Source organism: Chromobacterium sp. IRSSSOUMB001, assembly GCF_023507765.1.
Classification (GTDB): domain Bacteria; phylum Pseudomonadota; class Gammaproteobacteria; order Burkholderiales; family Chromobacteriaceae; genus Chromobacterium; species Chromobacterium haemolyticum.
The window spans coordinates 1-20,148 of record NZ_JALCYU010000029.1 but is presented as its reverse complement, the minus strand read 5'-3'; the positions used below and the strand labels follow the sequence as shown (position 1 = coordinate 20,148).

The window sequence follows — 20,148 nt, the reverse complement described above, 5'->3', positions numbered from 1 at the left end:
GGTCCGCCTTGCGGCTCAGTGTTGGTTGGGAGGGAAGCGGATGGTGAAGCTGGCGCCTTGTCCCGGTGCGCTGTCCAGCCGGATCTCGCCTTTCAAGATGGTGTGCACGATGTTGTGCACCATGGCGAGCCCCAGGCCCACGCCGCTTCGCCCCATTTGCGTGGTGAAGAAGGGGTCGAACACCTTGTCCTGCAGTTCCGGCGCAATGCCCTTGCCGTTGTCTGAATAGCGCAGCAGCAGCGTTTCTTGCTGCGCTTGCAACTGGATGTCTATGCGGCCGCGATCGTGTCCGTCGAAGCCGTGGGCCAGGCTGTTGGCGATGAGGTGGGACAGCAGTTGTTCCAAAGCGCCCGGATAATTCTCGATTTGCAGCTCAGGGGGCGCCTCCAGCGTCAGCCGGATGTCCGGATAGTGTTCCGGCGGCAGCAGCGCCTGGGTTAGCTGGGCGATGGTTTGAGCGGGCTTGAACGCGCGTTTGGGCTGGTTGAGCTGGTCGGAGGCGATCAGCTTGAAGCGGCCGATCAGATCGCCGGCCAACTCGCTGTTTCTTTGCAGCAGTTCGCTGGTTTCGACCGCCTTGCGCAGGAAGTCTTGCAGATTGCCGCGCGAGAGCTGCTTGGCTTCGTCGGCGCGAATGATGGATTTGAGGTCCGCGTGCAATACCGAGGCGCTGAGCAGAATATTTCCTATCGGCGTGTTCAATTCATGCGCCATGCCAGCGACCATGCGGGCGAGCGCCGTCTGTTTTTCCGCAATGCTGATTTGCTGCATGGCCTGCTTGAGTTCGGCGGTTCGCTTGGCTACGCGGTCTTCCAAGTGACTATTGAGCTGTTGCAGCTCGGATTCTGCTTGCTTGCGCTGGCTGATGTCGGAGTAAGTGCCTATCATGCGCGACGGCCGCCCTTGCTCGTCGCGGCCCACCACCATGCCGCGGCTTAGCAGCCAGATCCAGCCGTCTTGCGCGCGAAAACGGTGCTCCGAGATGAATGAGCCTTCTGCTTGGCGCTGATAGGCGATGATATCGGCCTGCACCGTCGGCAGATCGTCGGGATGGATGCCTGTGTGCCAGAGCTTGAACGCGCCGGTGTCTTTATCGTCCAGTCCCAGCAGTTGCCGGCAGCGGGGGGAGAGAAAGACGGCGTCGCCGACGATGTCCCAATCCCAGACGCCGTCGCCGGCGCCTTCCAGCGCGAAGTGCCAGCGTTCCTCGCTTTCGCGCAAAGCCTGTAGCGCTTTTTGCTCCCCTGCTCGCAAAGATTCGAACTCCCGCCTGACACGCTCGGCCTCGTCCGCGCGCAGGATGGCGTCTTCCTGTTTCCTGGCCTGATTGTGATATACCTGATGCAGATCGCGCTCCACCATGGCGCGGAATTGGCCGAGCAATTGTCTGTGGGTCTGGCTATAGGGGTTTTCGGCCCGGTCGAGCACGCAAATGGTGCCAAACACGTCCTGGTTGGGCCAGATCAGCGGCATGCCTAGGTAGGAGATCATGCCCAGCTTGATATCGGGATTGTGATCCCAGTCAGGGTCTTTCAAGGCGTTGGGCACCAGCAGCTCTTTGCGGCTGCTCATCACGGTTTCGCAATACAGGCCGGTATTGAGCTCGGCCAACTCGTCTTCTTCGTACGGGTTGCCTTGGTTGTGGCTGGAGAGGAAGACTTTGATGTGGGGCACCTGCTTCTGCATGATCAGCGCGGCGGGGATGTCCACGATCTTGGCCAGGAGATCCAGCACCTGCTGCCACTTTTCCGACAGCTCGTGGCTGATGCTCAGGTTTTGGGTATTGATCTTGATGGCCGACATCTGAAGCTCCATGTTTTGCTAAGCGCATTCATCTTTCTAGCATATGGGCCGATGCGGGCGGTAATGGCGGAGGCGTTTGGAGCCTATTCAGAACGCGGGGACTTCGAAACGCTGATGCGCTGTCGCGCATCCCGTTTTCTCCGCCACCGCACAGGGGTTTAAGAGTGTTTACAGCATCAGGTTGAGCATGCGGTCGATGCGCACGCGGCTCAGGCGAGTCAATAGTTTTTTGATTTGTTCGGGATAGGTGCGAACGTCTTCCAGTTCGCGGTAATGCAGCAACTGCCGGCTGTGACGCAAGATGTTTTCCTGCTCTTGCTGGTTCTGGTGTTTGAGTTCGGCGTTGGGGTCGCTGATCAGCAACGCATTCTCCATGTCCAGGCGGAAGGCGCGCGGATTGAGATTGTTGCCGGTCAGCAGCATGTAGCGCTGGTCGCTGAACATGCCTTTGAGGTGATAGGTGTTGTCGCCGTCTTTCCACTGATGTACCCGCAGCTGGCCGATGCCGATGTAGTGGCGTTGGCGTTTGGCGAAGCGGCGCAGGTTCATTTCGTAGAGATAGGGCAGCGCGCCGATGACGCGGAAGGGCTCGCTGGGCGGAATGTAGAAGTCATTGGCGGTTTTGTCGCCGACGACAATGTCGATTTGCACGCCGCGGCGCAGCGCCTTGCTGATGGCGAGCACCACCGGCCTCGGAAAGTTGAAATAGGGTGTGCAGATGAACAGCGAACTGCGGGTGTTTGCAATCAGATCCAGAATTACCCGGTTGAGCATGTTGCCCTTGCCGATGCCGACAATCGGGCTGACTGCCAGTCCGTCTTCCGAGTATGCCTGGTTTTCAAGCCGGTATTGGCTATGGCTGAGCTTGTCGCGGAAGGCGCGGATTTCCTTGCGTATGCTGCGGGTGGCCGGCGCCGGTTTGTCCAGCCGGAATACCGCGGGGTCGTTGAAGAACTGCTCGTGCATATAGCTGGACATTACATCCGCCAGCGTCTGATTGCGAATCAGGTGGTAGCGGTCGAAGCGGTACTTATCCAATTTGTGCAAGTAGACATTGTTGATGCTGGCGCCGCTGTACAGCACCTGGTCGTCAATGATCAGCCCTTTAAGATGCAGCACGCCAAACAGCTCGCGGGTTTGCACCGGGATGCCGTAGATGGGCACGTCAACGTTGTGCCGCAGCGCCTGAGCCCGATACCAGGCGGCGTTGCAGCTGTCCTGGCTTTCTCCGATGCGCCCGCGCTGGGCGCGGTGCCAGTCCACCATGACGCGGATGTCCAGCTGCGGTTGCCGTTGTTTGGCGGCGAACAGCGCGTCCAGCACTTCCTGGCCGGCTTCGTCATGCTCCAGATAGAGCGCGGCGATATAGATGCGGTGCCGGGCCTGCGCGATCGCTTCCAGCAGGCAAAGGCGGAAGTCGGCGGTCTGGTGCAGGGTGGTGATGGCGTCGGCTTGCATGCGCAGCTTGGGAAGCTGAGCCAGCAACGATCTTTTTAGCAGAAATGCCATGTAAGCGTTGGGTTTGACGTTTAATCGTGGAATCGTAGCATCGTTTTCGCCTCTTGGGGGAGTCCGCGCCTGAGCAATCCTTGCGCCAGCGCAGTTCCGGACGAAGTCGAACCTTTGCGAGGCCGGCGATAGAGTCCATGGCAAGGCGGGGCGAAATGTGCAAAAATTCGTTCAACTAGATGAATTGCAGGTTTTCCAATGCTGGACCGGGACGGATACCGCCCCAATGTCGGAATCATCCTCATCAACGGTAAAAATGAGGTGTTCTGGGGCAAGCGAGTGCGGGAGCATTCCTGGCAGTTTCCGCAAGGCGGGATCAAGCCAGGCGAGAGTCCGGAAGCCGCGATGTATCGCGAGCTGCTGGAAGAGGTGGGTTTGCTGCCGCAACATGTGAAAATACTGGGACGCACCCGCGACTGGATGCGTTATGAGGTGCCGACCAACTGGGTGCGCCGGGAGTGGCGCGGCAGTTACAAGGGGCAAAAGCAGATTTGGTTTCTGCTGAAACTGGTGGGGCGCGAGTGCGACGTTTGCCTGCGCGCCAGCAGCCACCCCGAGTTTGACGGCTGGCGCTGGAACGAATACTGGGCGCCGGTGGACGCGGTGATCGAGTTCAAGCGCGAGGTGTACGAGCGCGCGTTGGCCGAGCTGTCGCGCTTCCTGCGCGGAGTGGAAAGCCGGGAGGCCTATCTGGCTCGCCTTGGCCGCGCTCAGGAGCCGCATTGACGCGGCGCCGTCCGCGCGCCTCGAAGCGACACGGCGGGCATGGCCCGCTGTCTTTTTTTGCGCCGTGGCCGTTGGCCGCGGCGTTTGGCGTAATTTGCTGAGCAACAAGATTCAAACATGACGCAACAATACGATGAGTCGTCGGTACGGGTGCTGAAAGGCTTGGAGCCGGTCAAGGAACGGCCGGGGATGTACACCCGCACCACCGATCCCACTCATATTTGCCAGGAAGTGATAGACAACGCCGCTGATGAGGCCTTGGGGGGCTTCGCGCGCAAGATCGCGGTGACGGTGCATCAGGACGGCTCCTTGTCGGTGGAGGACGATGGCCGCGGCATTCCGGTGGGCCTGCATCCGCAAGAAGGCGTGCCGGTGGTGGAACTGGTGTTCACCCGCTTGCACGCCGGCGGCAAGTTCAACAAGAAAGACGGCGGCGCCTACGCTTTTTCCGGGGGCCTGCACGGGGTTGGCGTGTCGGTAACCAATGCGCTGTCCACCCGGCTGGAGGTGGAGGTCAAGCGCGAAGGCGGCGTGCACCGTCTGGTGTTTTCCGGCGGCGATGTCATTGAGCCGTTGACTCGGGTGGGGGATTGCGGCCCGCGCACCAGCGGCACTCGGGTCAGGGTCTGGCCCGACGGCAAGTATTTTGAAAGCCCTCGTTACTCCTTGCCGGAGCTGGAGCGCCTGCTGCGCGCCAAGGCGGTGCTACTGCCCGGCGTGGCGGTCACCCTGGTGGTGGAGCGCCCCAGCGGCGACGAGGTCAAGGTCTGGCAATACCCGGAGGGCTTGAAGAGCTATCTGGCCGAGCTGTGCAACGGCGACGAGCCGGTGGCGCCCTTGTTCGCCGGAGAGGCCTATATCGGCGACGATCATGAGCAGTTCGCCAAGGGCGAGGGCGTGCAGTGGGCGATGGCCTGGTTCGAGGACGGCGCCAGCGGCGAGAGCTACGTCAACTTGATTCCGACGCCGGTGGGCGGCACCCATGAAGCCGGCTTGCGCGCCGGCGTGTTCGATGCGGTAAAGAGTTTCATCGATCACCACAACCTATTGCCGCGCGGCGTCAAGCTGATGGCGGAGGATGTGTGGAGCCGAGTGCGCTTCGTATTGTCCGCCCGGGTGCTGGACCCGCAGTTTCAGGGGCAGACCAAGGACAAGCTGACCAGCCGCGACGCGCTGAAGCTGATTTCCGGCCTAGCGCGCGATCCGGTGGAGCTGTGGCTGAACCAGAACGTGGAGTCCGGCAAGAAGATTGCCGAACTGGCCATCCGCCAGGCGCAGTCGCGTCTGAAGTCGGTGAAGAAGGTTGAAAAGAAAAAAGGCTCCGGCGTGGCGGTGCTGCCCGGCAAATTGACCGATTGCGAGAGCGAGGATATCGATCGCAACGAGCTGTTCCTGGTGGAGGGCGATTCTGCCGGCGGCTCGGCCAAGCTGGCGCGAGACAAGGAATACCAGGCCATCTTGCCCCTGCGCGGAAAGGTGCTCAATAGCTGGGAAACCGATAAGGACCAGCTGTTCTCCAATGCCGAGATTCATGATATTTCGGTCGCCATCGGGGTGGATCCGCACGGGCCCAGCGACCACCCGGACTTGTCCGGCCAGCGCTACGGCAAGATCGCCATCCTGTCCGACGCGGACGTGGACGGTTCTCATATCCAGGTGCTCTTGCTGACGTTGTTCTTCCGCCATTTCCCGCGTTTGATCGAGAACGGCAACATTTATGTGGCTCAGCCGCCGCTGTTCCGCGTGGACGTGCCCGGCCAGGGCAAGCATCGTCCGCCGCGCAAGCTGTACGCCTTGGACGAAGGCGAGATGACCGCCATCCTTGACCGGCTGCGCAGCGAAGGCGTGCGAGAGAACGCCTGGAGCATTTCCCGCTTCAAGGGCCTGGGCGAGATGAACCCGGAGCAGTTGAAGGACACCACGATGAATCCAGATACCCGCCGTTTATCCCAAGTGCGGGTGCGCACCGGCGAGCTGGAGCAGACGCTGTCCACTTTCGTCATGCTGATGGGCAAAGGGGAAGCGTCAAGCCGCCGCAGCTGGATGGAAGCCAACGGCAACGCGGTAGAGGCCGATATCTGAGCGGCCGCGCTGGTTGTTCTCAAAGGACGGAAAGCCCCTGCAAGCCTTGCTTGCGGGGGCTTTTCCATTGCGGGCTATAGTGAGGCTAGGCGTGGTGTCTCAATCAAGGGGAATGGCATGGCCAAACGATGGAGGGGCCTGTTGGCGGGGTGGCTGGCGCTGCCTGTGCTGGCGGCCGGCTACCACTCCTCCAGTCAGGATATTGGGCCCTGGGGCGACGGCGCTAGCCAGGACGGCGTGGCGCCGCGTTTCATCCGGTTTGTGGCGAAGCAGGCGGGGCTGACGCTGACTCAGGATGTCCGGCCGTTGCCGCGCGCGATAGAGGAGCTGAGAAATGGGCGAAACGCGCTGGCGCTGGTGACCGCTTCGCCGGAGCGAGCACGCTTCGCCGTGGAGCTGTGCAGGCCGGTGTCGATCCGCATTTCCGTGCTCTACCATCGTCGCGGCCAAGTATCGCCCATAGGTCCGCAGTGGTTCCGCCTGCGCAGCCTGGGCGTTCTGCGCGGCACCCACACCCTGGACGGCTTTGTCGCCGAAAGCGGGGCGACGCCGGTGGAGGTATCGGACATGCCGCAGGGGTTTCGCATGCTGCAAGCCGGCAGGCTGGATGCAATGATGTGCGTGCGTCCAGGCTGCGGCCACGCGCTGAGGCAGATGGGCGAGAGCCTGCCCAATCTGGCCGAATACGTGCACGGCGACGAGCCAATGGCGCTCTACGTATCCAAACGCAGCGAGCTGGCGCGCGACGTCGTCATGCTGGGCAAATTGAAGACGGCTTGTCTGTCCGCCGCGGGCAAGCGCGAGATGGCCGGCTTGATGACGATTTACGATTGAGGCGGGGGCTTACCAGACGCGCAGCGTTTGACCGGTCTGCACGCCTTCCACGCTGCGGACATAGGCTAGGGCCGCGCGTGCCGCTGGTACCGCTTCGAAGCCGGGGAAAAAGTCCCGGTACTGCTCCCAGGATTCCTGTAACACGTTGGGGCTGACCACATTGATGCGGCGTCCGCCGTCCAGCTCCGCCGCCGCGCCGCGCACAAAGCCCTCCAATGCGGAGTTCACGGCGCTGGCGTTGCTGCCGAAGCGGATGGGTTGTTCGCTGACGATGCCGCTGGTCAGGGTGATGGAGCCGCCGGCGTTCAGATAGTGCTGGCCGATTAGTGCCAACTCCACTTGGCCCATCAGCTTGTCGTTGAGGCCGATGCGAAATTGTTCGGCGTTCATCTCCGCCAAGGGGCCGAAGTGCAGCTTGCCGGCGGCGCTGATGATGGCGTCTACCCCGCCGATGCGTTCGAACAGCGCGCGGATGCTGTCGCCGTTGGTCAGGTCCACCAGCACATCACCGCGGCGGCTGCCCGCTTTGATGACTTGATGGTGGGACAGCGCTTGGCTGACGGCCTGGCCCAGAGTGCCGTGGGCGCCGACGATGAGAATCTTTTTCATGGGAAATCTCCCGGACAAGTGTTAAGACCCGGTCATTCTGCTCCCGCGCGGAGCATTGATTAATCCGCTAAGATGAACAAGATTAAAAACCGTAGGTTATGAATGGCATGGATCGCCTTTTGAGCATGGAGCTGTTCGTGGCGGTGGTGGAGCGAGGCAGTTTCACCGCGGCGGCCGAGGCGCATGGCTTGTCCCAACCCATGGTGGGCAAGCATATCGCCAGCCTGGAACAGCGGCTGGGCGGCCGCTTGCTGGCGCGCACCACCCGCCGCCAGCAATTGACCGAGCTGGGCCTGCATTACTTTCAACGTTGCCAGTCCATTCTGGCGGAAATTCGCGCGGCGGAAAGCGGCGCCGAGCTGATGAGCGGCGCGCCGCGCGGCGTGCTGCGCGTCAATGCCTCGGTGACCTTTGGTTCGCTGCGGCTGGCGGGCTTGTTGGCCGAGTTCATGCAAGCGTATCCGGATATCACGGTGGACCTGACCTTGTCGGACGAACTGGTCGACTTGGTGGCCGACGGTTACGACGCCGCCTTCCGCATCGGCCGGCTGCCCGATTCGGGCTTGGTGGCCCGGCCTCTGCAGCCCTACCGGATGATGGTGGCGGCGGCGCCGGCCTATTTGGCGCGCAAAGGCGTGCCGTGCGCGCCGGAAGATCTGGCCGCGCATGATTGCCTGGGTTTTTCCCTGTGGCGCAAGGACGATGGCTGGGAGTTGCTGGGGGCCGGCGAGTGGGGACGGGCCAGCCGCTTCCAGTCCAATCATGGTCAGGCCTTGCGCATGGTGGCGCTGGCCGGCGGCGGCGTCGTGCTGCAAGCCGAGGCGCTGTTGGGCGGCGATGTGGCTTCCGGCCGGCTGGTGGAGGTGTTGCCGGGTTGTTTGCCGCCACCCAAGCCCATGCATTTGATTTATCTGCCGGATCGCCAGCCTTTGCCCAAGCTGCGAGTGTTCATAGACTTCATCGTGGAGCGCTTGGGCGCGCTGTGAGTTTTATTGACAGGGCCTGTCAGCGATTTTCGTTTGAGCTGCGGCGCGCATCGGCGTAGCGTGAACGCATGGATGATTTGGAGAGAGGAAAGGGCATGGAACCGGATTTGCGGGCGCCCAGCCGGCGCGATTTGTTCGCCGGCTTTTTCTCTATCGGGCTGACCGGTTTCGGCGGCGTATTGCCGCAGGCGCATCGGATGATGGTGTTGCGCCGCCGCTGGCTGAGCGAGGCCGACTTCGCCGTGGTGCTGGGCCTGGGCCAAGTGTTGCCGGGGCCCAATATCGTCAATGTCGCGGTGGCGGTGGGCAGCCGCTTTCACGGCGCGAGCGGGGCCTTGGCCGCCATCGCCGGTTTGTTGCTGGCGCCCATGGTCATCGTGCTGCTGCTGGCCTCCTTCTACGGCCATTACCGGCAGCTGGCGCTGGTGCAGAATGTGTTGCATGGCCTGGCTTCCGCCGCCGCCGGCCTGATCGCGGCGATGGGGCTGCGCTTGCTGGAGCGCATTGAGCGCAAGCTGTGGTGCGTGCTGGTGGCTGCGTTGACCTTCTGTGCTCTGGGCGTCCTGCAATTGCCCTTGCTGTGGTCGCTGGCGCTGCTGGCGCCCGTCGCCGTCGGGCTGGCCTGGCGCGACCGGCCTAAGGAGGGCGCATGATTCTGCTGACGCTGCTGTGGCGCTTCTCGCTGTTGTCGCTGGTGGCGGTGGGCGGCGCCAATGTGCTGATTCCCGAGTTGCAGCGGCTGGTATTGGAACAGGGCTGGATGAGCGGGCGCGAGTTCGCCGCGCTGTTCGCCATCGCCCAGGCCGCGCCCGGCCCCAATGTGCTGGTGGTCAGCCTGATAGGCTGGCAGGTGGCCGGGGTGCCGGGCGCGCTGGTCAGCATGCTGGGGATTTGCGGCCCGTCTTCGGTGCTGAGCTTTTACGTGGCGCGCTGGTGGCAGCGTTACCAGCGGGCGCCGCTGACCCGGGCGATCCAGCGCGGGCTGGCGCCGCTGACCATAGGCCTGGTGGCCGCCAGCGCCTGTTTGTTAAGCCAGGCGGCCAATGCCGGCGTAGGCGCCTGGGTATTGTGCGGCGCGGTGGCGTTAGCGGCGTGGCGCACTGCGCTCAATCCCTTGTGGCTATTGTTGGCCGGCGCTTTGCTGGGCGGTGTGGGGTTGCTATAGGATTGCGTTCAAAGTCTCGCTTTAACTCATGAGATCGAGAACAGGCTCCACGCGGCGGCCATCATGAACAGAGGTTTCTCGGGAGGACGCGCAAGATGCGAATCTTGATGCTGCTGCTGTGCGTTCTGGCGCTGCCGGCGCTGGGGCAAACTTTGTCGATCCGCTACGCGCTGGTGTCCGGAGAGCAAGACCCGCATCTGCCTTATATGCAGGCGTTGTTGCAACTGGCGTGCAGCGAGGCCAAATTCAGTTGCGAGTTGAGCAGCGCGCTGGACATGAATCAGGGGAGGGCGCTGGAGCAGATGGCGCACGGCGATGCCGGCATGGACCTGTTCTGGGGCATGAGCAGCCGCGAGCGCGAACAGAAGGCCCTGCCGGTGCGCATTCCTCTGTACAAGGGCTTGATTGGCTGGCGAGTGCCGCTGGTGTCGCAAAAACGCGGTCGCTTGTTCGAGAAGGTGTTCACGCTGGCGGATCTGAAGGCGCTGAGCGCCGGCCAGGGGCAGGATTGGCCGGATACGCAGATTCTGCGCGGCGCCGGCTTGCCAGTGGTGGCCAGCCCCTTGTATTTGCCGCTGTTCGCCATGCTGCGGCAGGGGCGCTTCGACTATTTCCCGCGCAGCGTGATCGAGGTGGGCCAGGAACTGGAGTCCGAGGCCGCCAAAGGCCTGACGCTGGACCCTTACATCGTGCTGCACTATCCGGCGGCCTTTTATTTCTTCGTGTCGCCGCGCCGGCCGGAGCTGGCCCGGGCGCTGACCCAGGGCCTAGAGGCCGCGATCAAGGACGGCAGCTTCGACAAGCTGTTCCTGCGCTTCAACGGCCCGCGCTTGCGCGCCTTGAACCTGGCGCGGCGGCGCATCATCGAACTGCCCAATCCCTTGCTGCCCAAGGATACGCCGCTGCAGCGCAAGGAGTTGTGGTTCTACCCGCGCTGAGGGTCAGGCGGCAGCAGCTCGGTGAACACGAAACCGTCCCGCTCCACCGTTTCGCCCACCGCGTGTGGCACCGGATGCAGGAACATCGGGCCGTCCCAGGCGAAGGAATGAAACTCGCCGTATTCGCCGCAGGGGTCGGCGTCCGGCGGCAAGGCGTCCAGCAAGTCCTGGCCAAACTCGCTGCCGGCCAGGCCGCGCGGCAGCTTGCGCGGGTCCAGGCAGGTCAGTCTGGCCTTGAGCCCGCCGCGCAGCATGGTTTGCGCCAACTCGGCGGTGGGCAGGCCCCACAGCGGGAACAGCGGCTCTATGCCGCTGCCGGCCAGGTTCCGCTCGCGGTAGGCGCGCACATCCTCCAGGAATAGATCGCCAAAGGCCATCCGGCTGGCGTAGTCCTCGTTGCTGCAAGGGTAGGGGATGCTTACCTGGCGCAGCGGCAAGCCCAGCGCCGCCGCCTGCGCCTGTAGCAGCTCCACCCGCACCGCGTGCATGGCCACGCGCTGGAAAGCCTGGTTGACGGTGGTGAACAGTCCGACGACTTCAACGTCTGGATCCCGGCGCAGCACATGCAGCGCCCAGGCGCTGTCCTTGCCGCTGCTCCAGGACAAGAGAACGGTTTTCTTCATGGCGCACAGCTTCGCCGCGCGGAGGCGCGCCGCCAAGCGGGGGACTGAGCCGGGGGACTCGGGTATAATGACGCTCTATTTTTTCGCCTCTACAGGACTGATTGCCGCATGACCCAGCTCAAGAACGATACCTTCCTGCGCGCGCTGCTTGGCCAGCCCGTCGAATACACCCCGATCTGGATGATGCGCCAGGCCGGCCGCTATTTGCCGGAGTACCGCGCCACTCGCAGCCGAGCCGGCAGCTTCATGGGTTTGTGCACCAGTCCCGACTATGCCACCGAGGTGACGCTGCAGCCGCTGGAGCGTTTCCCGCTGGACGCCGCCATCCTGTTTTCCGACATCCTGACCGTGCCGGACGCCATGGGCCTGGGCCTGTACTTCGCCGAAGGCGAGGGCCCCAAGTTTGAGCGCCCGCTGCGCGACGAAGCCGCCATCCGCGCGCTGACGGTGCCGACGCTGGACAAGCTGGGCTACGTCTTCGACGCGGTGTCCAGCATCCGCAAGGCGCTGGATGGCCGCGTGCCGCTGATCGGCTTCTCCGGCAGCCCGTTCACCTTGGCCTGCTACATGATAGAGGGCGGAGGCTCCGACGATTTCCGTCACGTTAAAGCCATGCTTTACAGCCGCCCTGAGTTGTTGCATCACATCCTGGATGTGAACGCCCGCACCGTGATCGACTACCTGAACGCCCAGATCGACGCCGGCGCGCAGGCGGTGCAGATCTTCGACACCTGGGGCGGCGCGCTGACCCAGGCGGCCTACCGCGAGTTCTCGCTGGCCTATATGCGCCAGATCGTCGCCGGCCTTAAGCGCGAGGCCGACGGCCGCCGCGTGCCGGTGATCGTGTTCACCAAGGGCGGCGGCCAGTGGCTGGAGGAGATCGCCGCCATCGGCGCCGACTGCGTGGGGTTGGACTGGACCACGGACCTGGGCGCCGCGCGCGCGCGGGTGGGCGGCAAGGTGGCCTTGCAGGGCAACTTCGATCCCAACGCGCTGTTTGCCGAGCCGGCCGCCATCGAGCGCGAAGTGGCCCGCATCCTGGCCAGCTACGGCGCGGGCAGTGGCCATGTCTTCAATCTGGGCCACGGCATCTCGCAGCACGTCAAGCCGGAGCACGCCGGAGCCTTGGTGGAAGCGGTGCATCGCTTGTCTCGTCCTTATCACGCCCAGGGCTGAAAAGCCGGATTAAACACCGTTGGCATGTTTTTGCCGCTCCGGCGGAATTGTCCGCGGCGGACGCACCAAGTTGGCGCGGCTCGGCGGGCATTAAAGCCGGCTTTATCAGTGTCTAAATCCAGTATCAAGTTGTTGTTAGCCGGGCCAGCGGAAAAGGATTTGTTTTTTCAACAGAAAATTTAACTTTTCCCCTGACGCCGTTCGCGCGCCGTCGGGGTATCCTTACCCGTCCGGCCGATGGCTCTCCTGCGGCCGGATTGTATTTTTGCACTGTGATGAATAAGGATATTGACAAGGCAAACTATAGTCGTTCTCTGAGTTATGCACATTTGCTAGTCAGAGTTCAGGTCCTTGTCAAGCCGATTGCTCATGTTTTTTTGATCAATTTAAGCCTTTGAAAACAAAGAGGAAAATAATTGATTAATTTTTGCGCAATCTAACGGAAATGTTGATCTGGGGCCGTTTCGACCGCTAGGCGACAGCTTGTTCACAAAGTTATCCACAGCATCTGTGCACAGTGGCCGCAAAGCCTTGTCGCAACAGCATTTGTCTTCGGGGGCGCGCCGGATGGGGCAACAAAGCATTGTGCAAGTGGCCGTGGATGTGCCGCTGCCAAGTACGTTCAGTTACCTGACCCAGTTGTCTGTCATGGCCGGGCAAAGAGTAGCGGTTTCCTTTGGGCCCCGCCGGCTGTGTGGCGTGGTTGTCACGGACATACCTCAACAGGGTATCGATCCCGCCAAGCTCAAGCCGGTGGAGTCGGTTCTGTCCGGGCTGCCCCCGCTGCCGGAAGACTTTATGTCCCTGGTGCGCTTCGCCGCGGATTATTACCACCATCCCTTGGGACAGGCGCTGTTCACCGCTCTGCCCACCGGGCTGCGGGAGCCCCGCGACATTGTTTTGCCGGATGAGCGTCCATACGCGCTGACGCCGCAAGGCGAGGCGGAGGCGCCGCCGGCTCGCCAGCGCGCGCGGCTGGCGCTGTGGCAGGCCTTGCAGGACGGCGCATTGACGCTGGCCGCGGCCAAGACGGTGACGCCGCAGGCCGGCAAGGTGTTGGCGGATTGGCTGGCGGACAACAAGGTCCGCCGCGTGGAGCCGGAGCCCCTTCCTTTGCGAGTGGCGGACAGCCCTGAACTGAACGACGAGCAGCAAGCCGCGCTGGACGCTTTGCGCAGCCAAGCCGGATATCAGCCCTGGCTGCTGCACGGCATTACCGGCAGCGGCAAGACCGAAGTTTATCTGCGGCTGATCGCCGATCATCTGGCCGCCGGCCGTCAAGTGTTGGTGCTGGTGCCGGAAATCAATCTGACCCCGCAGCTGATCACGCGCTTCACCCAGCGCTTTCCGGACAGCCGCATCGCGGTGCAGCACAGCCATCTGGCAGACGGCGAGCGCCTGAGGGGCTGGCTGGACGGCTGGCAGGGGCGCGCCGACGTGATGATAGGCACCCGGCTGTCGGTGTTCACGCCGCTGCCGCGCCTGGGCCTGATCGTGGTGGACGAAGAGCACGACGGCTCCTTCAAGCAGCAAGACGGCTTGCGCTACCATGCGCGAGATCTGGCGATCTGGCGCGCGCGCCAGGCCGGCGTGCCCATTGTGCTGGGCTCGGCCACGCCCAGCCTGGAGACCGTGGCCAATGTCGAGGCTGGCCGCTATCGCCGTTTGTCGCTGAGCCGGCGCGCGCACGGTGCGGCGCGGTTGCCGGATGTGAGGCTGGTCGACGTGAGGCGGCAAAAACTGGCCGAAGGCCTGTCCGATCCCGTGATCCAGGCGCTGCGCCAGCGCTTGGCGCGCGGCGAGATGAGCTTGGTGTTCATCAACCGTCGCGGCTTCGCGCCGGTGGTGGCCTGCACCGATTGCGGCTGGACCAGCGGCTGCCCGCGCTGTTCCGCCAAGCTGGTGGTGCACCTGTTGGAGCGCAAGCTGCGCTGCCACCATTGCGGTTGGGAAGAGCAGGTGCCGCGTGCCTGCCCGGATTGCGGAAATCCCGACATCAAACCGCTGGGGGAGGGCACACAGCGGCTGGAGTCCGCGCTGACGCGTTTGTTTCCCGAGGCGCGCATCCTGCGCATAGACCGCGACACCACCAGCCGCAAGGAGGCGTGGGACGAGATCTATCGCAAGGTCCATGCCGGCGAGGTGGACATGCTGGTGGGGACCCAGATGCTGGCCAAGGGCCACGACTTTGGCACTTTGTCGCTGGTGGTGGCGCTGGGCGCGGACGGCGGCCTGTATTCCGCGGACTTCCGTGCTTCCGAACGGCTGTTCGCGCAACTGATGCAAGTGGCCGGCCGCGCCGGCCGCGCCGAGGCCGCCGGCGAGGTGCTGATCCAGACCCAGTGGCCGGATCATGAGCTATACCAAGCGCTGACGCGCCACGATTTCGACGGCTACGCCAAGACCCTGCTGGACGAGCGGCGCATCGCCGGCTTCCCGCCCTGCGCCTACCAGGCGCTGCTGCGCGCCGACAGCCCCAGCCTGGAACTGGCCACCGCCTTCCTGGCCGAAGTGCGGCGGCTGGCCGAGCCGCTGGCGGCGCAGGTGCTGATCGCCGGCCCGGCGCCGGCGCTGATGGCGCGCTTGGCCAACCGCGAACGCGCCCAGTTGGTGCTGGAAGCGCCGCAAAGGCAGGCGCTGCACGGATTTTTGAATCAATGGCTGCCGCAGGTGGAGGCGGCGGCCAAACGCCATGGACGCGGCCTGCGCTGGTCGCTGGACGTGGACCCACAGGACATGTGACCGCTCAATGAAAGCAAAAACGAAATCAAGCCTGCTGGCGGCCTGCCTGCTGTTGTCTGCCTTGCCGGCCTGCGCGCTGGACCTGCACGGCCTCAAGCCGGAGGAGGTGGCCGTCTGGGCCGCGCCGGTGGAAAGCGGCAAGACCCTGGCCGGCCATCGCGCCGACAGCGCGGTCAACCCGGCCTCCACCATGAAGCTGATCACCAGCTGGAGCGCGCTGAACCTGCTCAAGCCCGGCTACCGCTGGCACACCGGGTTGTGGTCCGCCGCGCCGCTGCGCGACGGCGCGCTGCAAGGAGATCTTTACTGGCTGGGCGCCGGCGATCCGCGCTTCAACAACGACAGCCTGCTCAATCTGCTGTACGGCCTGCGGCTGCGCGGCGTGCAGCGGATAGACGGCAAGCTGCTGCTGGACAAGAGCGCCTTCAAGGGCGCGTCCAGCGCCCACGACTTCGACGAAGACGCCGGCCGCGCCTTCACCGTGGAGCCGGACAGCCATCTGACCAATCTGAAAGTGGCCTGGCTCAACTTCTACGTCGACGCCGGCGGCGCGCGCGTGGCGCTGGATCCGCCGTTGGCCGGCGTCAGCGTCAACGCCAAGCTGCAGGCCGGCGGCCAGGGCGGTCCGAGCGATTGTTCCGACGTGCGCCGCTATGTCAGCATCGCCAACGATTTGCGTTCGGTCACCGTCAGCGGCACCTTGCCGCCCAGCTGCGACGGCGTCAAAACCTTCGTCAACGTGCTGGATCACGACGCTTTCGCCAGCCAGGACTTCGCCGCCCTGTGGCAGGCGCTGGGCGGGACCGGGCCCAAGGGCGCGGCGCAGGGACGAGTGCCGGCCGGCGCGCGCGAACTGGCCGGCCACGACTCGCAGCCGCTGACGGTGGCGATCAGCGACATCAACAAATACAGCAACAACACCATGGCGCGCACCCTGTTCCTGACCTTGGGCAAGGAGGGCGGAGGCGGCGAGGACACCCGCGCCAACGCCGAGCACGCGGTGAGGCGCCTGCTGGCCGCCAACGGCATTTCCGATGAAACGCTGGTGTTGGAGAACGGCTCCGGCCTGTCGCGCCGCGAGCGGGTCAGCGCTCGGCTGATGGGGCAGGTGCTGCTTAATGCCGCGCGCGGGCCGTACGCCAGCGAATTCCTGGCCAGCCTGCCCATCGCCGGCGAGGAGGGCACCTTGCGCAAGCGCTTCGCCGAGCAAGGACCGCGGCTGCGGATGAAGACCGGCACCCTGAAGGACGTCAAGGCGCTGGCCGGCTACTGGCTGGGCGCGGACGGCCGCCGGCTGGCGCTGGCGGTGATCGTCAACAGCCCGCGCGCGCCGGAGATGGGCAAGGCGATGGACCAGATCGTCGCCGATCTGATCGACCGCTTCGAGGCGTCCAAACAAGAAGCTGGCGGCTTGACGGTTTCGGCGCGCGCGGCGGGAGTATAATATTCGGTTTTGCGCGCTCCTCGCCGGAGCGCCGGATTCCGCGAGAGCCATCGATGAAACCCGTAACCATGTACACCACCGCGGTATGCCCTTACTGCATCCGCGCCAAGCAAATCCTCAGAGCCAAAGGCGTGGCCGAGATCAAGGAAATCCGCATCGACCTGGACCCGGTCGAGCGCGACAAGATGATGGATCTGACCGGCCGCCGCACCGTGCCGCAGATCTTCATCGGCGATACCCATGTAGGCGGCTGCGACGATCTGGTCGCCTTGAACCAGGCCGGCAAGCTGGACCTGCTGCTGGCCGACTGAGCCGGCTTGCCCGCGATCAAGCCGCCGCTTGGCGGCGGTTGGCCCTGCGGCGCTTTCGTGCGATGATGCAGGCCTGTTTTAACCATTCCAAAACCGGCCGCTTGCGAGCGGCCTCCGTGTGAGACGAAGAGATGAGCGAACAACAAGAGCAGCAGCCGGCGTTTTCCATCGAGAAAATCTACGTGAAGGACATGTCCCTGGAAGTGCCTGGCGCGCCGCAGGTGTTCCTGGAGCAAGAACAGCCGGAAATCGACATGCAGCTGGCCAGCGAAGGCAAACAGCTGGACGACGGTTTCTACGAAGTGACCCTGACCGTGACCGTGACCGCCAAACTGCCGGAAAAAACCATGTTCCTGTGCGAAGTGGGCCAGTCCGGCATCTTCCAGATCCGCAACGTGCCGGCCGAAGACATCGACCCGATTCTGGGCGTGGCTTGCCCCAACATCCTGTTCCCCTACGCGCGCGAAGCCGTGTCCAGCGTGGTGAACCGCGCCGGTTTCCCGCCGGTGCTGCTGTCCCCGATCAACTTCGAGGCCCTGTACATGCAGCAACGCGCGCAACAGGCCGAAGCCGGCAACGCCTGAGGCGAAACCAGCGATGAAACGCCTCGTATCCCCGCTGCTGGCGCTGAGCCTGGGCCTGCTGTCCCACGGCGCCGCCGCACTTGAGTTTCGCTCGGTCAAGGAAACCGGCGTGGCGCTGTACGAGGCGCCGACGCTCACCTCGAAGAAGCTGTTCGTGGTGAGCCGCTATTACCCGGTGGAAGTGCTGAGCAGCCAGAAGGAATGGTCGCGCGTGCGCGACGCCACCGGCGGCATCGCCTGGATTCCGGCCGCCGCGCTGTCCAAGCAGCGCTGGCTGCTGATCACCGCCGACAAGGCGGAAGTGCGCGCCGCGCCGGCCAACGACGGCCCGCTGGCCTACACCGTGCCCAAGGACGGCGTGGTGGAGCTGCAAGAGCCGCCCAAGGGCGGTTGGGTCAAAGTCCGCCACCGCGACGGCAGCATCGGCTATGCTCGTATTACCGACCTCTGGGGCTTGTAAAGGCTACGCATGAAACTGGCCATCCTGGGCGCTGGCGCGTGGGGCACCGCCCTGGCCATCGCCTTCGCCCGTCACCATCAAGTCACGCTCTGGGCGCGCGACCCCAATCAGGTGGCAGAATTGGCCGCCAAGCGCGTCAACCAGCGCTATCTTCCCGATTGCCCGTTTCCGGATGCGCTCAAACTGTCCGCGGAACTGCCGCGCGCTATCCAGGACGCCGAACTCATTCTCATCGTCACGCCGATGGCCGGTTTGCGGCCCACGCTGCGGGCGTTGACCGCGCTGTCTTCGCACCTGCCGCCGCTGCTGTGGGCCTGCAAGGGCTTTGAGGCGGGCTCCAGCTTGCTGCCGCACCAAGTGGTGGCAGAGGAATTGCCGGCCAATCACCGCTGCGGCGTGCTGTCCGGCCCCAGCTTCGCCCGCGAAGTGGCGCAGGGCCTGCCGGCGGCGGCGGCCATCGCCTCCGACGACGAAGCCTTCGCCCGGCAAGTGGCGCGCGATCTGCACAGCCCGCTGCTGCGGCTCTACGCCAACGCCGACCTGGTGGGGGTGGAGGTGGGCGGCGCGGTCAAGAACGTGATGGCCATCGCCACCGGCGTGGCCGACGGCCTGGAGTACGGCATGAACGCCCGCGCCGCGCTGATCACTCGCGGCCTGGCCGAAATCACCCGCCTGGCCACCGCGCTGGGCGCCAGCCAGCACACTATGATGGGCCTGGCCGGCATGGGGGACTTGATCCTCACCTGCACCGGCGCGCTGTCGCGCAATCGCCAGGTGGGCTTGAAGCTGGCCGAAGGCAAGCCGCTGCAGCAGGCGCTGCAAGAGCTGGGCCATGTGGCCGAAGGCGTGGCCACCGCCCGCGAAGTGCTGACCATGGCGGAGAGGCTGGAAGTGGACATGCCCATCACCGCCGCGGTCTGCGGCCTGCTCTACCAGGGGCACGATCCGCAGCGGGTGGTGCAGGGCCTGTTGAGCCGCTCGCCCAAATCCGAGGATGGCGATTTGCTGCAGTAAAGCGTGCGCCGGCGTTGCCGGCTGAATAGGAAAACGGACCGCTGCCTTGAAGGGCCCGGTCCGTTTTCATTGCCAACAAGGCATGGCGGATGGTTTAACGCAGCCCTTCCAGCCCGTGCAACGCCGACTCCATCTGTTGCTGGAATGGCTTCAGCAAGAGGCGGATCTGCTTGCCGAGGAAGCTCTCCTCGTCATGCCGCAGCAGCAAGGGCTGCACACAACTCAAGGCCAGCTCGGCCTCGCGCAGCACCGTCAGGTGTTCGCACAGCGCCTGATCCAGTTGTTGTCGCGCCAGCGGCGCCTTCGCGTTCGTTTGCCGTGTCTGTATGGCGTGCAAGTCGAGCTGGTGTTGCAAGTCCTGCAAGGCCAGCTCCAATTGCCGTAGCGAGCGGCGGCCGGAAATAGGCATCTCCATCGCTATCTCCTTTCAATGCATGGCCAACAGCGTTTCCAGGCCGCGTTGCAGCTTTTGTTGAGCCGGCTCCAGCGCCATGTGCAGCACATCGCAGGGGCAGGGCTGCTGCTGTGCCTGGCGCAGCATGCGCGATAGCGCTTGCAGGCAGGAATGGGCGCTTTCCACGTCGAACAGCGCGGCGCGCAGATAGCGGTCGCGGGCGTGTAATTGCTGCTCCAGCCGTTTCAGCGTAGCCGGCGCCACATTGTTGAACGGGCGCAAGTTGGCAAAGATCACATCCAGCGGCAGAGGGGGAGAGAATAGCGCGCGATAGCGCTGGGGAGATTGATGCGTCATCGGAAGGCTCCTATGGCTGTGCCTGCCTTCGCTGCTACGCGGATTTGGCAGGCGGATGACGAGGGTAGCAGACCGGCCATAGCTCCGGCAGGCGCACGTATGCGCCTCCCCGCCAGCGCCTGCCTTTGATGAGGCGGGACTATGGCGAGGCTATGGCGTCATGAGCTGCTACACCCAAGCGCCGCGGAATGTCGCGGCACGCGGCGATTGTTGCCCACGGTGGCGAGCGGGTCAAGTTCAGCGGTTGGCGTATTCGTGGCTGGAGTAGGACGCAATGGAGAGACGCATGGCTAAGGAAGGGGGGCGTGTTGCTCAGGGTAGGGTAGCTTTGAACAGGCTCTGAGACGAATGTGAATTGTACCGCTGATATGGCATGAGTTTTTTCATTCCC

Annotated in this window: 20 protein-coding genes; 14 read left to right on the top strand and 6 right to left on the bottom strand. The window is 64.0% G+C overall.

Annotated features, from left to right (window positions below; translation table 11 throughout):
• Nucleotides 1-15 precede the first annotated feature (15 nt).
• A complete protein-coding gene (locus MOV80_RS22745) occupies nucleotides 16-1,803 on the bottom strand; it encodes an ATP-binding protein (protein WP_107733043.1) in 1,788 nt (595 codons plus the stop codon).
• Nucleotides 1,804-1,971: 168 nt separating this feature from the next.
• Nucleotides 1,972-3,312 (bottom strand): CDP-diacylglycerol--serine O-phosphatidyltransferase, encoded by a 1,341-nt coding sequence (gene pssA / locus MOV80_RS22740; protein WP_107731634.1) that lies wholly within the window; start codon nucleotides 3,310-3,312, stop codon nucleotides 1,972-1,974.
• Nucleotides 3,313-3,510: 198 nt separating this feature from the next.
• Here pssA and MOV80_RS22735 point away from each other — a divergent pair, with 198 nt between their 5' ends.
• From MOV80_RS22735 to MOV80_RS22725, 3 genes are all read left to right on the top strand, one after another.
• Nucleotides 3,511-4,038 carry an RNA pyrophosphohydrolase gene (locus MOV80_RS22735; RefSeq protein ID WP_019103838.1) on the top strand — a complete coding sequence of 176 codons (528 nt, stop codon included), beginning with the start codon at nucleotides 3,511-3,513 and terminating at the stop codon, nucleotides 4,036-4,038.
• 117 nt (nucleotides 4,039-4,155) lie between these two features.
• The gene (gene parE / locus MOV80_RS22730) at nucleotides 4,156-6,120 is read left to right on the top strand and encodes a DNA topoisomerase IV subunit B (protein WP_019103837.1); all 1,965 of its coding nucleotides are present in this window, start codon (nucleotides 4,156-4,158) and stop codon (nucleotides 6,118-6,120) included.
• 117 nt (nucleotides 6,121-6,237) lie between these two features.
• Nucleotides 6,238-6,954 carry a transporter substrate-binding domain-containing protein gene (locus MOV80_RS22725; protein ID WP_107731635.1) on the top strand — a complete coding sequence of 239 codons (717 nt, stop codon included), beginning with the start codon at nucleotides 6,238-6,240 and terminating at the stop codon, nucleotides 6,952-6,954.
• Between the two features lie 9 nt (nucleotides 6,955-6,963).
• Here the strand turns inward: MOV80_RS22725 and MOV80_RS22720 are convergent, their stop codons facing one another.
• Complete coding sequence (locus tag MOV80_RS22720; protein ID WP_019103835.1) at nucleotides 6,964-7,563, bottom strand: short chain dehydrogenase; 600 nt, start codon at nucleotides 7,561-7,563, stop codon at nucleotides 6,964-6,966.
• Between the two features lie 107 nt (nucleotides 7,564-7,670).
• Here MOV80_RS22720 and MOV80_RS22715 point away from each other — a divergent pair, with 107 nt between their 5' ends.
• The 4 genes from MOV80_RS22715 to MOV80_RS22700 all read left to right on the top strand — a co-directional run bounded on the left by MOV80_RS22715 (nucleotide 7,671) and on the right by MOV80_RS22700 (nucleotide 10,652).
• Nucleotides 7,671-8,549: a LysR family transcriptional regulator gene (locus MOV80_RS22715; protein ID WP_118268260.1), complete on the top strand. Its 879-nt coding sequence runs from the start codon at nucleotides 7,671-7,673 to the stop codon at nucleotides 8,547-8,549.
• A 95-nt stretch (nucleotides 8,550-8,644) separates the two neighbouring features.
• Entirely contained in the window at nucleotides 8,645-9,202 is a 558-nt protein-coding gene (locus tag MOV80_RS22710) for a chromate transporter (protein ID WP_107731636.1), read from the top strand.
• Nucleotides 9,199-9,714 (top strand): chromate transporter, encoded by a 516-nt coding sequence (locus MOV80_RS22705; RefSeq protein WP_019103832.1) that lies wholly within the window; start codon nucleotides 9,199-9,201, stop codon nucleotides 9,712-9,714. The genes MOV80_RS22710 and MOV80_RS22705 overlap by 4 nt, the downstream gene beginning before the upstream one ends.
• A gap of 95 nt (nucleotides 9,715-9,809) precedes the next feature.
• Nucleotides 9,810-10,652: a hypothetical protein gene (locus MOV80_RS22700; RefSeq protein ID WP_211104311.1), complete on the top strand. Its 843-nt coding sequence runs from the start codon at nucleotides 9,810-9,812 to the stop codon at nucleotides 10,650-10,652.
• On the opposite strand, the gene MOV80_RS22695 is transcribed toward MOV80_RS22700, so the two are convergent.
• Nucleotides 10,640-11,275 (bottom strand): hypothetical protein, encoded by a 636-nt coding sequence (locus MOV80_RS22695; RefSeq protein ID WP_019101491.1) that lies wholly within the window; start codon nucleotides 11,273-11,275, stop codon nucleotides 10,640-10,642. The genes MOV80_RS22700 and MOV80_RS22695 overlap by 13 nt on opposite strands.
• A 108-nt stretch (nucleotides 11,276-11,383) precedes the next feature.
• On the opposite strand from MOV80_RS22695, the gene hemE reads away from it, so the two are divergent.
• The 7 genes from hemE to MOV80_RS22660 all read left to right on the top strand — a co-directional run bounded on the left by hemE (nucleotide 11,384) and on the right by MOV80_RS22660 (nucleotide 19,006).
• Nucleotides 11,384-12,451, top strand: a complete 1,068-nt coding sequence (hemE, locus tag MOV80_RS22690; RefSeq protein ID WP_249605529.1) for a uroporphyrinogen decarboxylase — start codon at nucleotides 11,384-11,386, stop codon at nucleotides 12,449-12,451.
• A 567-nt stretch (nucleotides 12,452-13,018) separates the two neighbouring features.
• A complete protein-coding gene (locus MOV80_RS22685) occupies nucleotides 13,019-15,193 on the top strand; it encodes a primosomal protein N' (RefSeq protein ID WP_249605528.1) in 2,175 nt (724 codons plus the stop codon).
• Between the two features lie 7 nt (nucleotides 15,194-15,200).
• Nucleotides 15,201-16,637, top strand: a complete 1,437-nt coding sequence (dacB, locus tag MOV80_RS22680; protein ID WP_249605527.1) for a D-alanyl-D-alanine carboxypeptidase/D-alanyl-D-alanine-endopeptidase — start codon at nucleotides 15,201-15,203, stop codon at nucleotides 16,635-16,637.
• 53 nt (nucleotides 16,638-16,690) lie between these two features.
• The gene (gene grxC, locus MOV80_RS22675) at nucleotides 16,691-16,948 is read left to right on the top strand and encodes a glutaredoxin 3 (RefSeq protein WP_249605526.1); all 258 of its coding nucleotides are present in this window, start codon (nucleotides 16,691-16,693) and stop codon (nucleotides 16,946-16,948) included.
• A 131-nt stretch (nucleotides 16,949-17,079) separates the two neighbouring features.
• A complete protein-coding gene (secB, locus tag MOV80_RS22670) occupies nucleotides 17,080-17,532 on the top strand; it encodes a protein-export chaperone SecB (RefSeq protein ID WP_249605525.1) in 453 nt (150 codons plus the stop codon).
• Between the two features lie 13 nt (nucleotides 17,533-17,545).
• Nucleotides 17,546-17,992 carry an SH3 domain-containing protein gene (locus tag MOV80_RS22665; protein WP_249605524.1) on the top strand — a complete coding sequence of 149 codons (447 nt, stop codon included), beginning with the start codon at nucleotides 17,546-17,548 and terminating at the stop codon, nucleotides 17,990-17,992.
• Nucleotides 17,993-18,001: 9 nt separating this feature from the next.
• Nucleotides 18,002-19,006, top strand: a complete 1,005-nt coding sequence (locus MOV80_RS22660; RefSeq protein WP_249605523.1) for an NAD(P)H-dependent glycerol-3-phosphate dehydrogenase — start codon at nucleotides 18,002-18,004, stop codon at nucleotides 19,004-19,006.
• Nucleotides 19,007-19,100: 94 nt separating this feature from the next.
• On the opposite strand, the gene MOV80_RS22655 is transcribed toward MOV80_RS22660, so the two are convergent.
• Both MOV80_RS22655 and MOV80_RS22650 read right to left on the bottom strand, forming a co-directional pair.
• Nucleotides 19,101-19,421: a hypothetical protein gene (locus tag MOV80_RS22655; RefSeq protein ID WP_249605522.1), complete on the bottom strand. Its 321-nt coding sequence runs from the start codon at nucleotides 19,419-19,421 to the stop codon at nucleotides 19,101-19,103.
• Nucleotides 19,422-19,433: 12 nt separating this feature from the next.
• Nucleotides 19,434-19,757, bottom strand: coding sequence for a hypothetical protein (locus tag MOV80_RS22650; protein ID WP_107731643.1), 324 nt, complete (start codon nucleotides 19,755-19,757; stop codon nucleotides 19,434-19,436).
• Nucleotides 19,758-20,148 lie beyond the last annotated feature (391 nt).

Excerpts from the sequence above, each read along its gene's own strand:
- MOV80_RS22745 (WP_107733043.1), bottom strand. The coding sequence starts at position 1,803 with ATGTCGGCCATCAAGATCAATACCCAAAACCTGAGCATCAGCCACGAG.
- pssA (WP_107731634.1), bottom strand. The coding sequence starts at position 3,312 with ATGGCATTTCTGCTAAAAAGATCGTTGCTGGCTCAGCTTCCCAAGCTG.
- MOV80_RS22735 (WP_019103838.1), top strand. The coding sequence starts at position 3,511 with ATGCTGGACCGGGACGGATACCGCCCCAATGTCGGAATCATCCTCATC.
- parE (WP_019103837.1), top strand. The coding sequence starts at position 4,156 with ATGACGCAACAATACGATGAGTCGTCGGTACGGGTGCTGAAAGGCTTG.
- MOV80_RS22725 (WP_107731635.1), top strand. The coding sequence starts at position 6,238 with ATGGCCAAACGATGGAGGGGCCTGTTGGCGGGGTGGCTGGCGCTGCCT.
- MOV80_RS22720 (WP_019103835.1), bottom strand. The coding sequence starts at position 7,563 with ATGAAAAAGATTCTCATCGTCGGCGCCCACGGCACTCTGGGCCAGGCC.
- MOV80_RS22715 (WP_118268260.1), top strand. The coding sequence starts at position 7,671 with ATGGATCGCCTTTTGAGCATGGAGCTGTTCGTGGCGGTGGTGGAGCGA.
- MOV80_RS22710 (WP_107731636.1), top strand. The coding sequence starts at position 8,645 with ATGGAACCGGATTTGCGGGCGCCCAGCCGGCGCGATTTGTTCGCCGGC.
- MOV80_RS22705 (WP_019103832.1), top strand. The coding sequence starts at position 9,199 with ATGATTCTGCTGACGCTGCTGTGGCGCTTCTCGCTGTTGTCGCTGGTG.
- MOV80_RS22700 (WP_211104311.1), top strand. The coding sequence starts at position 9,810 with ATGCGAATCTTGATGCTGCTGCTGTGCGTTCTGGCGCTGCCGGCGCTG.
- MOV80_RS22695 (WP_019101491.1), bottom strand. The coding sequence starts at position 11,275 with ATGAAGAAAACCGTTCTCTTGTCCTGGAGCAGCGGCAAGGACAGCGCC.
- hemE (WP_249605529.1), top strand. The coding sequence starts at position 11,384 with ATGACCCAGCTCAAGAACGATACCTTCCTGCGCGCGCTGCTTGGCCAG.
- MOV80_RS22685 (WP_249605528.1), top strand. The coding sequence starts at position 13,019 with ATGGGGCAACAAAGCATTGTGCAAGTGGCCGTGGATGTGCCGCTGCCA.
- dacB (WP_249605527.1), top strand. The coding sequence starts at position 15,201 with ATGAAAGCAAAAACGAAATCAAGCCTGCTGGCGGCCTGCCTGCTGTTG.
- grxC (WP_249605526.1), top strand. The coding sequence starts at position 16,691 with ATGAAACCCGTAACCATGTACACCACCGCGGTATGCCCTTACTGCATC.
- secB (WP_249605525.1), top strand. The coding sequence starts at position 17,080 with ATGAGCGAACAACAAGAGCAGCAGCCGGCGTTTTCCATCGAGAAAATC.
- MOV80_RS22665 (WP_249605524.1), top strand. The coding sequence starts at position 17,546 with ATGAAACGCCTCGTATCCCCGCTGCTGGCGCTGAGCCTGGGCCTGCTG.
- MOV80_RS22660 (WP_249605523.1), top strand. The coding sequence starts at position 18,002 with ATGAAACTGGCCATCCTGGGCGCTGGCGCGTGGGGCACCGCCCTGGCC.
- MOV80_RS22655 (WP_249605522.1), bottom strand. The coding sequence starts at position 19,421 with ATGGAGATGCCTATTTCCGGCCGCCGCTCGCTACGGCAATTGGAGCTG.
- MOV80_RS22650 (WP_107731643.1), bottom strand. The coding sequence starts at position 19,757 with ATGACGCATCAATCTCCCCAGCGCTATCGCGCGCTATTCTCTCCCCCT.